This is a genomic window from Methylobacterium sp. E-016, from assembly GCF_022829745.1.
Taxonomy (GTDB): domain Bacteria; phylum Pseudomonadota; class Alphaproteobacteria; order Rhizobiales; family Beijerinckiaceae; genus Methylobacterium.
On the sequence record NZ_JAKSYF010000189.1, the window covers coordinates 1 to 11495 of the forward strand.

Genomic DNA, 11495 nt, shown 5'->3' on the forward strand with positions numbered 1-11495 from the left:
CAGCGAAAGGGCATCCAAACCATCGGGATCCGGCAGCGCCATGCCGCATGTTGAATCACGCCCGAGCCAAACCGCAAAACGCCACCGCCCGGTGATCTGCCCCAGTTACCCGAAGCGAGGCATATCCCCTTGGAGCGACACCGGTTTCACGAGGCCCGGCGTTTCGGTCGCCGGCGTCCTCCGCGTGATTGCGGGTCGTGCCGATCCTCCGCCTCGCCGCGCTCCCAAAGGGAACCACGATGACGATCATCCAAAGACCCGGCCATGACACTTCGCGCTGGCTGAGCTCCTATTACTTCCTCCGTGCCGGGGTTTCCGTCGGTTGGGTCGCCGCCGCCTTTACCATCGGAAAGGCCATGCCGCCGGCCGCGGCGGTGCTTCTCGTCGCCTATCCCGCCTGGGATGCCGTTGCCAACGTCATCGACGCGCGTCGCAGCGGTGGCTTGGCCGCCAATCCCAGCCAGGCTCTCAACGCAGCCGCAAGCACCGTCGTCGCCGTCGCGGTAGCCGTCGCCCTCGGTTGGGGCATGCACGCGGTGCTGGCGGTGTTTGGGGTCTGGGCGATCCTATCCGGCCTGTTGCAACTCGCGACCGGCGTACGGCGCTGGCAGGCGGGTGCCCAGTGGGCGATGGTGCTGAGCGGAGCCCAGTCGGCCCTCGCAGGCACCCACTTCATCTTCAAAGCGAACGGTGCCTTGACGCCGGGGATCACGGACATCGCTCCCTACGCCGCGTTCGGCGCCATCTACTTCCTAGTCTCGGCCGTGTGGTTGACCGTGGCGCAGGCGCGGAAGGGAACGACGGAACGGACCGCATGACCCTTCGAGGCGCCGGCGGAACGCCCGAACCCCAGGTCGATGCCGCCGGTTGTCACCCATGACCCCGTCCTCGGCAAACGAGCCGGGGACGCCCGAGACCGAACGGCGACAGGGTGGTAAGGATGACCCGTCGTGTCGGCTGCAGTCATTCAGGGCTGCCCACAGGGTCGCCCAGAATCATGTCGAGCGTCATGGCCGCAAGGACGCGCTCCCGACGGCCAGGGGCAGCGAAGCCCAGGAGCGCGGTCGCGGTGGCCGTCTCCACGGCGGCTGAGAGCCCCTCATCCGCGATCTCGCCTGCGATCCAAAACGACAGGCAGCCGCGGAACGTGAAGGCGATCTGGTCGGCCAGAATAGCCCTCGCCTGCCCTTGAAGGTCCCCAGCGATCCCCGCCAGGTCGCCGAGCGCGAGTTCCCAGAGGGCACGCGAACGAGGGCGCACCTCGCCCGCTGTCGGGCCGGCCGTGCCGAGGGAGCCTACCACGGCCTTGTAGACCACCGGACGGTCGAGAAGGCAGGCGGCCGCGATCCGACCCATCGCCAGGGTCCGGTCGATGGCGTCGCCGGCGGGCGCCTCCGCTCGGAAACGGGCTTCCATGCGGTCGATCACCCGGCCCGAGAGTGCCTGCATGATCGCGCCCTTGCTGCCGAAGTGATTGAACGGCGTCACGAAGCCCTTGCCGGCCTCCGCGGCCAGTTCCCGCATCGAGAATTCGGCCGCCTCGCCCCGGTCCAGCAGGCGCTCGGCCGCGTCGAGGATGGCGTCGCGGACCGCCAACCGGTTGCGTTCGCGGAGTGAGAGATGGGCAGGGAGGATCATGCCATCACCCTGATGCGTCGAACCTGGGACATCAACAAAACATATCGCGATATAAATACATATTGCGATATGTTTTTGTGCGTGCCACTTGTGGCCTGAGTTCGCATCGAACCCGGGCGGAGGCCGTCACCATGACGGGCAACAAGACCTTTCTCATCACCGGGATCAGCTCCGGACTCGGGCGGGCCTTCGCGGAAGGCGCGCTCGCGGCCGGGCACACGGTCGTCGGCACCGTTCGGCGAGCCGAGGCGGCGGCGGCATTCGAGGCGCTCTCGCCGGGACGAGCCCATGCCTGCGTGCTCGACGTGACCGACTTCGATGCCATCCCGGAGGCGGTAGCCGGGATCGAGCGGGAGGTCGGGCCCGTCGACGTGCTGGTGAACAATGCCGGCTACGGCCACGAGGGTGTCCTGGAGGAGTCCTTGCTCGAAGAGTTGCGGCGCCAGTTCGACGCCAACGTCTTCGGCGCGGTGGCCATGACGAAGGCCGTGCTTCCGTGCATGCGGACGCGCCGGTCCGGGCACATCGTCAACGTTACCTCGATGGGCGGCTTCATCACACTGCCCGGCATCACCTACTACTGCGGGAGCAAGTTCGCGCTGGAGGGCATCTCGGAGGCGCTCGCCAAGGAGGTGAGGCATCTCGGAATCCGGGTGACGGCGCTGGCGCCCGGCCAGTTCCGGACCGACTGGGCCGGTCGCTCGATGTCGCGCACGCCGCGCAGCATCCCCGACTACGATGCGGTGATGGACCCGATCCGGTCGGCACGGCAGGCCAAGAACGGCAACCAGCCGGGCGATCCGGCGCGGGCGGCACAGGCGCTCCTTACGTTGGTGGCGGCCGAACAGCCACCCGTGCATCTCTACCTCGGCGAGGACGCGCTCCAGCTCGTGGCCGACAAGATGACCGCCTTGCAGGCCGAGATCACCGCCTGGGAGGAGGTGTCACGCTCGACCTCCTACCGGTGAGCCGCCGCCGGACCGTTTGGGCCGCTGGGTGGTCGCACGTCGTCGGCAGGCACGATCCCGAGCCGACGGCGGAACCTGCACGGGGACGTTGTGGGCGCCGGACCGACCATTCCATCTCAGTAGTAGCTGTAGGGCCCCAAACGTCCATTCGAGTGGTTTCGCCCGACGGTCAGCTGACGGAGCAAAGCTACCGGCCGCTTCCATCGGATTGTGCGCCTGCTCTTTGGAGTCGCCACCCGAAACCGGACTGACGGGAAACCACCCACCCCGGCCGTTAAACGGACGGTCGGGACCCGACCCAACCCAGACGCCTGGAGCGCCGTCATCGCTTCTTCGAAGCGGACGTTTGCTGGCTGTCCGGCAACTTCAGTTTAGGGTGGCAACCGGACCCTGCCCCTTCGTTCCGAAACAGACGTTCCTCCTCCGATCCAATCCGGTCATGCGTAAATAGGGTCCGCCTACTTCGGTTCAGTCCTGCCCACCCTAGCTTGGCAGGAAAGGGAGCCAAACACGTGGATCATGAGATCGGTGAAGGACAAGGGCAGCCACCCGCTTCGAGCCAACGCTCCGTCTCCAAGTCGCTCGACCTGCTGAACTTGCTGCTGATCGACGTGAACGGGGCGATCAAACCCTACCTTAACGTCTACCTCTACGTGCATCGCGGTTGGGACGACGCCTCGGTCGGGCTGGTGAGCACGGTGGCGGGCATCGTCGGCATCGTGGCGCAAACGCCCATCGGGACCACCATCGACGCGGTCCGCGACAAGCGCGTGATCCTGCTCGGTGCCCTGGTCGCGCTCTCCCTGGCCACTCTCCTCATCGCGCTCTTTCCAAACTTCTGGTCCGTGCTCGTCGCCTCCTGCGTTCTCGCGGCGGTCGGCGGCATGCTCAGCCCAGCCGTAGCGGCGCTCACCCTCGGCCTGTTCCCCGCCGGGAAGCTGGCCCGACGTTTCGGCCGCAACGCCGCCCTGGAGCGTACCGGGAACGTCGCCATCGCCGCACTGATCGGCCTCGTCGGTTGGCTGTTCCCAGACCGGGCGGTGTTCCTCCTGGTGCCCGCCTGCGCCATCGTTTCGGCGGCGGCCCTCTACGCCATCCCCCGTCGGGCAATCGATGCGCGCCGAGCCCGTGGGGGCGGTGAGGGCGAAGCGGAAGACGCACCCGCCGGGTGGCGGTCGCTGCTGACCAACCGGCCGCTCGTGGTCTTCGCCGCATGCGTTGGGCTGTTCCACTTCGCCAACGCGCCGCTTCTGACCCTCGTGGCGCAGGAAAGCGGGCGCGTGCGCCCGGACTGGTCGTCCGTCATCGTCTCAGTCTGCATCATCGGCGCCCAGGCGGTGATGGTGCCGATGGGGCTCATCGTCGGCCGCCGTGCCGAACGCTGGGGGCGCAAGCCCCTCCTCGTGATCGGCTTTGCCGCGCTGCCCGTTCGGGCCTTGCTCTACCTCGCTTGGCGCGACCCATACTGGCTGATCGCGGTCCAGTGCCTCGACGGCATCGGCGCCGGACTGCTCAGCGCGATGAAGCCCCTGGTGATGGCCGACATCACCCGTGGCACCGGCCGCTACAACGCCGCCCACGGTCTTATCGGAACCGTGCAGGGCGCTGGCGCCTCCCTGTCCTTCGTTATCGCCGGAACCTTGGTGCAGACGGCGGGGTTCGATGCAGCCTACCTCGCCTGTGCCGCGGCCGCCGCGGTCGCCCTCGCGGTGTTGGTGGCGCTGATGCCAGAAACCGCTTCCGAGCGGCCTCGTAGCGGACCGGCGGCGTGGTTGCGGGCGATGCTGCCGGGCAAAGCTTAAGGAGGGTCAGTGGGACGTCACGTTTCTGGAACAGGCCGCCGGCGGGCCGCGACGCTCGCGGTTTTTCTGTTTCTCGCCCTGCCTGCGGCTGCAGGCACGCTGCGCAGCACCTACGTCGATCCGACCGCGATGGCGTTGCAACGTGTCCTACCCCCGCCGCCTGCGGCAGGTTCGGAGCCGGCCAGGGCCGACATGCAGGCGGTCGAGGCGGCCGTCGGCGCCCGCACTTCCGAGGATGAGCGACGCATCACGGCGAACCTCCCGTGCACGCTCGACCGCTTCAGCGGTGTTCTGGGTCCGGCCTTCACCGCGGCGACGATGCCGGTCACCGCCGGGCTGATCGAGCGCATGTTCCAGGATGGTGAGCTGACCGTGCTGGCAGCCAAGGCCGCCATCGCTCGGCCGCGCCCCTACACGCTGAAGCCCGATCTCGCCACGTTCGGACATCGCTCCGACAGCACCTCCTACCCAAGCGGTCACGCCACGTTCGGGTATCTCGCTGCCACGGTGCTCTCGCATCTCGTGCCGGATAAACGCCAGGCGCTGTTTGCTTTCGCAAGCTCGTATGGGGCCAACCGCATGATCGCGGGCACGCACTTCCCGTCCGATCTCGAAGCGGGGAAGATCGCGGCGGCCGTCATCGCTGAGGCGTTGTTCCGCGATCCACGCTTCCAACAGGACCTGGCGCGAGCCGCTGCGGAAGTCGCTGCCCAGGACACGTCAACCGTCCGGTGAGAGGGAGGCCTCGAAGCTGCTGCATCACGAGGGCGGGAGGCAGATTGCAGGGCAAATGCCGCCGCCTAATTGTGGTGGCCGGTGCTTCACCGCGTAAAAGTGCACACGCATGACGCCTTCGTAAACATCCCGGAGACAAGCTCCACGATTCCCGACCACCCTGACAGCAGGAGATCCGACGATGCACTACGTCACCAAGGAGAGAACCGCCGATGGGCACTTCATGGTCAAGGTCGCCGGCCGCGCTGTCACGGAGGCCTGTGAGAAGCGGCAAGCCAAGAGGCTTGTCCAGGCGATCCGGGGCTTGCGGCGTCTGAAGAAGGCGAAGAAGCAGGCGGGCGCTCGGCACGGGTACTGAACGCGCGCCGCCTCGACGGAGCGGCGGGACGCTCATACGAGCCGCAACTCGCCCGCCTTGAGGCCGAGGCGTCGGATGAGGTCCCGGTAGAGGGCACCGACGACCTCGATCCCCATGCCATCGGTCGTCAGTCCGTCCAATTGCGCGAGTGCGGCCTCGGCGGAAGCGGCTACTACGGCGTAGATACGAGGCGCCTCGCGCTTATGGCGCACGGCGATCAGGTACGCCGTGCGCTTGCCTTTCTTGCCAGTCTGGACCTCTCCGGAGGCGGGGGGCGGGACCTTATCCATCAATCCTTGTCGGGCTTTTCCTTGGTGATGGCGCCCGTCTTGGGATCGACGTGGAACTCCATCTTCACGCCGTTCTTCAGGCCCTCGCCCTCCCAGTGCCCGTCATCGGCCTCCAACTCGGTGATGCTGGAGTAGCCGGCGTCCATCAGCTTCTGCTTGACCTGCTCGGCGGGGATCCAGTCCGCCCCCGGCTTGTCCTTCTTGGCCATGGCAGGGCCGGCGAGACCCACCGTCAACATGAGAGCAACGGTTGCGAGCGTCCTGAATTTCATTAGCCCTCTCCATTTTTACGATGCCGAACAACGGCTCGTATGGATAGTGGTTGCGCGCCCGCCGGCCTATCAGATGACTACAGATGACCCTCGACGTTCTCGACGCTCGCCACACCTGGGCGCGCTCGCAGTCCCTGAGCGATCTCGGCCACCGACTGATTTGATAGCCGCGCAAACGAGATCAGGATCTCGTCCTGCGCCGGATCGGCGGCACGCTGCACGACGAACTGGCGGATGCGCGAGGCACGCTGTCCGGCGATCCCCTGCAGGGTGTCGAACGTGATCGTACCCGGCTCTGCCAGCACCCGTAGCGGTTGGACACGCTGCCGGTTGTGATAGCGCTCTTGAAGGGGCTTCAATCCGGCAAGGATCGCCAGGAGGATGACGGTCGTCGCGATGCCGGCGACGTACAGGCCGCTGCCGACGGCGAGGCCGATGGCCGCGACCGCCCAGAGGCTCGCTGCCGTTGTGAGCCCTTTGACCACCTCGCCGCGAAGCAGGATCGTCCCAGCTCCGAGAAACCCCACGCCTGAGACGACCTGCGCTGCGATACGTGAAGGATCGAGGACGACGTTGTGCGTGCTGAGCGCATCGCTGAAGCCGAAGGCCGAAACGATGACGATGAGGCAGGCACCGACCCCGACGAGCATGTGCGTTCGCAGGCCTGCGGCCCAGAGCAATCGCTCGCGCTCAACCCCTATTAGGCCGCTGAGGATGGCGGCGAGCATCAAGCGGCTCAGAATTTCCAGATGGCCGATCATGTTTCCCGCCGCACACGCCGAATGTCCTTGGGAAGATCCTGTGCCGGGATCACACGGTCAAGCATGCGACGGCCACGGTTTCAGATAAGCCCGGCGGCTATTCGGAAGGCACCCGTCAAAGCTGACAACCGAAAATCTAACCCGGCGCGGACTTGGGTCATACTCTGCCAGCATGTCGTGAAGCGGACCTTCCCAAGGTCCGCGATGGGTCGTGAGCGGAAGGACGACTGTGAGTTCGCGCATTGGCTGAGCCAATGCGCATTCCCTGGATGGTGAACCGCACAAAGCTCGGCATTTGAGGAAGCTTGCTACGTGGGTTCTGTAGCAGCGATCACCCGCAGCGCTTGAAGGGCTCGCAAGCGTCCCTCCAGAGTTTTAATCCTGGACCAGAGGCGCAGGCATTCGTCGGCGCTGACTGCAAACACCGGTTGAGGTGGTCCCGTGAAGAACCGCTCGATCGGAATATCGAGCACCTTGGCAAGCCTGTGCAAAGCCGCCCATTCTGTCTCGTCGATTTCGTTCATAACGAGAGGTACATACAAAATCGAGGAGAATTGTTCCTGGAAAAAACCTACGTTTCTGTAACCAGTAAATGATCAAATTTTACCAGTATGACGCAATCGGTAGCAGTGGATGAAACTTTGCGCCATAGCCTCAGCGTAGTGCGGTGACGGAAGCTGAGGGCCGGACATGATATTCGTCACAAAAGCCGATGGCGAGGTGACCTACGTCAGCCCGGAGTGGTGCGCATTCACAGGGCAACCTGCTTCAGCGGCGATCGAGCATGGTTGGCTGGACTCGGTGCATCCCGATGATCGTGAGACGGCGGCTAATTTCCTACGCTGCGCCGCCGAAAAGCAGAGCGAGTACAGCTTCCGTCACCGCCTTCGACGAGCTGATGGAAGCTACGCTTGGGTTGCCGGTGGTGCTGTCCCCTCCTTTGGTCCGCCTGATCACACGTTCCTCGGCTACCTTGGTTCGCTGACAGAAATCGGACCGAGCGGTTCTGAACCGATGACTGCCTACGGCTCGATCGGGCGCTTCGTTCCACCGCCTACCCACCCTGCGACGGCACCTGGTTCGACGCTGGAACGCGTGGCCGATCACCTGCTGATCGCCCATGGCCTCATCGAACAGGACCACGCCAAGGAAATGCTACCGGTGTTGAGGGAGGCCCTTTTCACGGCTGGGAGGCTTCTGGCACGGAGCATGACTGCACCTGCCGCAAAAGATCGTGTCCATTGAGGTGCGTCGCTCACATCATCGCCGACCAAAAAATCTCCGTGAGAACAACACCTTGATCGAGCAAAGTTTGCTTTCTACCGTCCTCGGACATCGACACGGCCGATGCACAACATGGGTTGATGCCAACCACGCGACGATACGTATATGATGAGAGCGGACGTATCGAGGAAGCAACTGAGTTTGGGTCGATCCGCGTAAGCCACTGCTTCAACCGCAAACACCCGGCAGTGGGCCACAGAGTCTAAAAGCAGTCACTTTGGATGGACGAGGCCTCCTTTCCGCAGCTCCGGCCGTAGGTCTTCATCCACCAAGCTGCCCCGTAGCGAGCCATTAGAGGGGCCGCATTGGGCCGGGAGCGGTCTCGGCGACGATGTCCGCTTTCATACATCGCCGCCTCGAAGCGGACCGGCTGAAATCTACCCTTGGCGGCCGTTCTGCATCCGACCCGACCCGGGCGCGCCGACAGGAAAGCGGGCGCCCCGAAAGCTGTCATAGGCCGGCCGCCGTTCGGGTCGCGAAACTCAGGTGAGGATGCAACGGCGGAGACGCTCCTTCCGCCTCACCACCGGACAGCCCGGGTCAGCCGCGACGGCCGTTCGGTTGGCCGGCGGCCTCCAGGATCAGGTGCGCGATTTCCTGCGGGTGCGAGATCATGGACAGGTGGCCAGACCGCAGCTCGACCGTCTTCGCCTTCATCCGCTTGGCCATGAACCGTTCCAGGTCTGGGTCAATCGTCCGGTCATCGGCTGATACAGCGTAAAAGCTTGGCTTCGACCGCCAGGCGGCCTGGGTCGTCTTGCCCGCAAGTAAGGCCTTGTGGAACGGCTCTTGGACCGCGAACAGCACCTTGGCTCTCTGCGCCGGCACGCCGTTCGCGAAATCCTTCAGGAACGCTTCCTCGCTCAGCCGCCCCTCGTCCCCGTCGAACGTGATCCCGGCCGTGGCGGGCGGCGTCGGGTAGGTCTTGGCCAGGGCGGGGTAGTCCTCGCCGGCGTCCGGGGCCCGGGCCGCGACGTAGACCAGCGCCGAGACCTTCGGGTCCGCGCCGATCTCGCTCACAATCATCCCGGAGAACGAGTGCCCGACCAGCACCGTCGGTCCCTCCTGGCGGCCCAGCACGCGTCGGGCGGCGGCGACCGCCTCGTCCACTGTGGTCAGGGGGTTCTGCACGGAGGTGACGTTGAGCCCGGCCGCTTGCAGGTGCGGGATCACCTCGGACCAGCACGACCCGTCCGCGAAGAGCCCGTGCACGAGCACCACGTTGCGTGCCCGCGGCAAATCCTGGGCGGTCGCCGCCCGCGGCAGCAGCGCTGCCGCGGCGGTCGCTACGAGCGTGCGGTTCAGGTTTCGGCGCGTGATCATGAGCTCGGATCTCGAAAGTGGACGGCCTCTGGCAGCCACGCTTCGTTCGCCTACTTCCGCGGGGCGGTTACGCCCGGCCCCCGCCATTCGATTCCATGCCGATTCCGTCCCGACTGGGCCGTGTGGCAACGGAACCGTCGCGTCCGCTCGGCTGCCTGTCGTGCTCGGAAGCGAACCGGCACAGGTCCATCCGGTTCGGTCACCCTCTGGGCAAGACCCAGTCATGCCTGGACGGGTCGTCGGCACTCCCGCGACGAGAAAGCTTCGCGTGCGCGCTTGATCTCGGCATGGTGCGTCTCCGCCCAGATCCACACACCGCAGAAGGCGGCACCCAGGCTCTCGCCGAGCGGCGTGAGCGCGTAGTCCACGTGGGGCGGGATCACCGGGTGCACCGTCCGACGCACCAGGCCGTCCTGTTCCATCTGGCGAACCGTCTGGGTCAGCATCTTCTGGCTGATACGACCGATCGCCTTGCCGAGTTGGGTGAAGCGCAGCGTGCCGTGCTCGTGCAGGGCTTCGAGGATCAGCATGGTCCACTTGTCGGCCACCTTGCCGATGATGTCCTGGACCAACGCCTCGATGACCGGATCGGTCTCGGTCGGGACCGGTTCCTTCCGACGTGCCTCGATCCGTGGATCCGCCTCCGCCCGACGCATGCGACACTCTCCGTTTGGTGCGTATAAATCTTTTCGGTGCCTACTTCGGTTCGGAGAGCATGGGCCATAACCTCATGGGCGGCAACAACGAAGGTCGCCCACATGAAGACGTCAGGAAACACCATCCTCATCACCGGCGGCGGCTCCGGCATCGGCCAAGCCCTCGCACAACGCTTCCACGACCTCGGCAACACCGTCATAGTCGCCGGCAGGCGGACGGAGGCGCTGCAACGGACGATTGCGGGACGTCCGAACATGCATGCCATGGCGTTCGATGCCGACAGCGTCGAGGGCGTGGCCGACTTCGCACGACGCGTGACGGCCGAGCACCCGGCCCTCAACGTGGTCATCAACAACGCCGGGATCATGCGCTTCGAGGCGCTGGACCAGCCTCGCGACCTCTCGGACGCTGAGGCGACGGTCATCACCAACCTGCTCGGCCCTATCCGGCTCACCGACGCCCTGATCGAGCATCTCGGGCGGCAGCCCGATGCCGTCCTGGTGAACGTCACCTCGGGCCTGGCCTTCGTGCCGCTCGTGTCGGCCCCGACCTACTCGGCGACCAAGGCCGCCCTGCACAGCTACACGGTCGCGCTGCGCGAGGCACTCAAGGGCAAGGTCGAGGTCATCGAGCTGGTGCCGCCGGCGGTGCAGACCGACCTCACCCCGGGACAGGCGACACGCCAGGGATACCTGCCGCTGGCCGACTTCATCGACGAGGTCATGTCGCTCTTCCAACGGCAGCCCACCCCGCGTGAGATCCTGGTGCAGCGGGTCGGATTCCAGCGCCACGCCGAGGCGGAACACCGCTTCGACGAAGCGGTGACGACCCTCAACGAGATGGCCCGCAAGGCCCGCGAAGCGCAGCAGTAAGAACGAAGGGCGCGGTCGACGGTCCATGCTCCGCCGTTTGCTTCGGCGAAGCGAGGTACTCTTTCGGCCGCCCCAGCAAAGATCGTTTCACATCCATCGACGACCCTTGGGAGGTCCGCTCTCCGGTAGATTGACAAACGAAGACCGACGACCGGATTGGGTGGTTTTCTACCGGTCCGCTTCGGGTCGAAAGGTTGTCAAAGCAGACGAAGTGCTAGGGCTCCTTCAGCGACAGTTCCTCCGAGGGCGATACAAGCCCAGCCCCAATCGCGATCCAGACGAGATGGGCATCGGTGCGTGCCCCAAGAGTCGCGCGGATCACCGAGCCTGCAGCTCGGCCAGGATCTTCCGGTCGATCGCATCGATTCGTCGATCCTGCATGAACGCACCTCCAAGGTCGGCTGGATTAGCGGCTCCTGCCAAGATTTGCGCTCGGCACGCCGAGATTGGCAATTTCTGCCGCGCGCGTGGTGGCATCCTCAGGCCATCTCCGAGAGGCCGAACCGATGCACAGCGACCCGCGCCTGCCCTGCCT

At 65.5% G+C, this 11495-nt stretch carries 14 protein-coding genes and 1 pseudogene; 7 read left to right on the plus strand and 8 right to left on the minus strand.

Translation table 11 applies throughout. From position 1 onward, the window contains the following. Positions 1 to 239: 239 nt before the first annotated feature. Positions 240 to 818, plus strand: coding sequence for a DUF308 domain-containing protein (locus MKK68_RS26815; protein WP_244033465.1), 579 nt, complete (start codon positions 240 to 242; stop codon positions 816 to 818). A gap of 145 nt (positions 819 to 963) precedes the next feature. Here the strand turns inward: MKK68_RS26815 and MKK68_RS26820 are convergent, their stop codons facing one another. Beyond that, positions 964 to 1638, minus strand: a complete 675-nt coding sequence (locus MKK68_RS26820) for a TetR/AcrR family transcriptional regulator (RefSeq protein ID WP_244033466.1) — start codon at positions 1636 to 1638, stop codon at positions 964 to 966. A 131-nt stretch (positions 1639 to 1769) separates the two neighbouring features. Between MKK68_RS26820 and MKK68_RS26825 the strand changes: the two genes are divergently transcribed. The 4 genes from MKK68_RS26825 (at position 1770) to MKK68_RS26840 (ending at position 5501) form a co-directional block, all read left to right on the plus strand. Next, positions 1770 to 2606 carry an oxidoreductase gene (locus MKK68_RS26825; RefSeq protein WP_244033467.1) on the plus strand — a complete coding sequence of 279 codons (837 nt, stop codon included), beginning with the start codon at positions 1770 to 1772 and terminating at the stop codon, positions 2604 to 2606. A 512-nt stretch (positions 2607 to 3118) separates the two neighbouring features. Continuing rightward, positions 3119 to 4408: an MFS transporter gene (locus tag MKK68_RS26830; protein ID WP_244033468.1), complete on the plus strand. Its 1290-nt coding sequence runs from the start codon at positions 3119 to 3121 to the stop codon at positions 4406 to 4408. Between the two features lie 9 nt (positions 4409 to 4417). Next, positions 4418 to 5143 carry a phosphatase PAP2 family protein gene (locus MKK68_RS26835; RefSeq protein ID WP_147728425.1) on the plus strand — a complete coding sequence of 242 codons (726 nt, stop codon included), beginning with the start codon at positions 4418 to 4420 and terminating at the stop codon, positions 5141 to 5143. A gap of 181 nt (positions 5144 to 5324) precedes the next feature. Continuing rightward, the gene (locus tag MKK68_RS26840) at positions 5325 to 5501 is read left to right on the plus strand and encodes a hypothetical protein (protein ID WP_244033469.1); all 177 of its coding nucleotides are present in this window, start codon (positions 5325 to 5327) and stop codon (positions 5499 to 5501) included. Positions 5502 to 5533: 32 nt separating this feature from the next. On the opposite strand, the gene MKK68_RS26845 is transcribed toward MKK68_RS26840, so the two are convergent. From MKK68_RS26845 to MKK68_RS26860, 4 genes are all read right to left on the minus strand, one after another. Beyond that, positions 5534 to 5791 carry a hypothetical protein gene (locus tag MKK68_RS26845; RefSeq protein ID WP_147729872.1) on the minus strand — a complete coding sequence of 86 codons (258 nt, stop codon included), beginning with the start codon at positions 5789 to 5791 and terminating at the stop codon, positions 5534 to 5536. Beyond that, entirely contained in the window at positions 5791 to 6030 is a 240-nt protein-coding gene (locus MKK68_RS26850; RefSeq protein WP_147729873.1) for a PepSY domain-containing protein, read from the minus strand. The genes MKK68_RS26845 and MKK68_RS26850 overlap by 1 nt, the downstream gene beginning before the upstream one ends. Positions 6031 to 6140: 110 nt before the next feature. Then, the gene (locus MKK68_RS26855; protein WP_244033470.1) at positions 6141 to 6824 is read right to left on the minus strand and encodes an MgtC/SapB family protein; all 684 of its coding nucleotides are present in this window, start codon (positions 6822 to 6824) and stop codon (positions 6141 to 6143) included. A gap of 308 nt (positions 6825 to 7132) precedes the next feature. Continuing rightward, positions 7133 to 7348 carry a hypothetical protein gene (locus MKK68_RS26860; protein ID WP_244033471.1) on the minus strand — a complete coding sequence of 72 codons (216 nt, stop codon included), beginning with the start codon at positions 7346 to 7348 and terminating at the stop codon, positions 7133 to 7135. A 166-nt stretch (positions 7349 to 7514) separates the two neighbouring features. Here MKK68_RS26860 and MKK68_RS26865 point away from each other — a divergent pair, with 166 nt between their 5' ends. Continuing rightward, on the plus strand, positions 7515 to 8069 hold the full coding sequence (locus MKK68_RS26865) for a PAS domain-containing protein (RefSeq protein WP_244033472.1): 555 nt from the start codon (positions 7515 to 7517) through the stop codon (positions 8067 to 8069). A 579-nt stretch (positions 8070 to 8648) separates the two neighbouring features. On the opposite strand, the gene MKK68_RS26870 is transcribed toward MKK68_RS26865, so the two are convergent. Both MKK68_RS26870 and MKK68_RS26875 read right to left on the minus strand, forming a co-directional pair. Then, on the minus strand, positions 8649 to 9431 hold the full coding sequence (locus MKK68_RS26870; RefSeq protein ID WP_244033473.1) for an alpha/beta fold hydrolase: 783 nt from the start codon (positions 9429 to 9431) through the stop codon (positions 8649 to 8651). Between the two features lie 221 nt (positions 9432 to 9652). Then, entirely contained in the window at positions 9653 to 10087 is a 435-nt protein-coding gene (locus MKK68_RS26875; RefSeq protein ID WP_244033474.1) for a winged helix-turn-helix transcriptional regulator, read from the minus strand. 102 nt (positions 10088 to 10189) lie between these two features. Here MKK68_RS26875 and MKK68_RS26880 point away from each other — a divergent pair, with 102 nt between their 5' ends. Further along, a complete protein-coding gene (locus MKK68_RS26880) occupies positions 10190 to 10960 on the plus strand; it encodes an SDR family oxidoreductase (RefSeq protein WP_244033475.1) in 771 nt (256 codons plus the stop codon). A 214-nt stretch (positions 10961 to 11174) separates the two neighbouring features. On the opposite strand, the pseudogene MKK68_RS26885 reads toward MKK68_RS26880, so the two are convergent. Next, a pseudogene (locus MKK68_RS26885) lies at positions 11175 to 11285 on the minus strand (DNA-binding response regulator); the annotation flags it as partial. Between the last annotated feature and the right edge of the window lie 210 nt (positions 11286 to 11495).

Bases quoted from the DNA above. Each gene is read 5' to 3' on its own strand.
- MKK68_RS26815 (WP_244033465.1), top strand. From the start codon at position 240: ATGACGATCATCCAAAGACCCGGCCATGACACTTCGCGCTGGCTGAGC.
- MKK68_RS26820 (WP_244033466.1), bottom strand. From the start codon at position 1,638: ATGATCCTCCCTGCCCATCTCTCACTCCGCGAACGCAACCGGTTGGCG.
- MKK68_RS26825 (WP_244033467.1), top strand. From the start codon at position 1,770: ATGACGGGCAACAAGACCTTTCTCATCACCGGGATCAGCTCCGGACTC.
- MKK68_RS26840 (WP_244033469.1), top strand. From the start codon at position 5,325: ATGCACTACGTCACCAAGGAGAGAACCGCCGATGGGCACTTCATGGTC.
- MKK68_RS26845 (WP_147729872.1), bottom strand. From the start codon at position 5,791: ATGGATAAGGTCCCGCCCCCCGCCTCCGGAGAGGTCCAGACTGGCAAG.
- MKK68_RS26850 (WP_147729873.1), bottom strand. From the start codon at position 6,030: ATGTTGACGGTGGGTCTCGCCGGCCCTGCCATGGCCAAGAAGGACAAG.
- MKK68_RS26855 (WP_244033470.1), bottom strand. From the start codon at position 6,824: ATGATCGGCCATCTGGAAATTCTGAGCCGCTTGATGCTCGCCGCCATC.
- MKK68_RS26860 (WP_244033471.1), bottom strand. From the start codon at position 7,348: ATGAACGAAATCGACGAGACAGAATGGGCGGCTTTGCACAGGCTTGCC.
- MKK68_RS26865 (WP_244033472.1), top strand. From the start codon at position 7,515: ATGATATTCGTCACAAAAGCCGATGGCGAGGTGACCTACGTCAGCCCG.
- MKK68_RS26870 (WP_244033473.1), bottom strand. From the start codon at position 9,431: ATGATCACGCGCCGAAACCTGAACCGCACGCTCGTAGCGACCGCCGCG.
- MKK68_RS26875 (WP_244033474.1), bottom strand. From the start codon at position 10,087: ATGCGTCGGGCGGAGGCGGATCCACGGATCGAGGCACGTCGGAAGGAA.
- MKK68_RS26880 (WP_244033475.1), top strand. From the start codon at position 10,190: ATGAAGACGTCAGGAAACACCATCCTCATCACCGGCGGCGGCTCCGGC.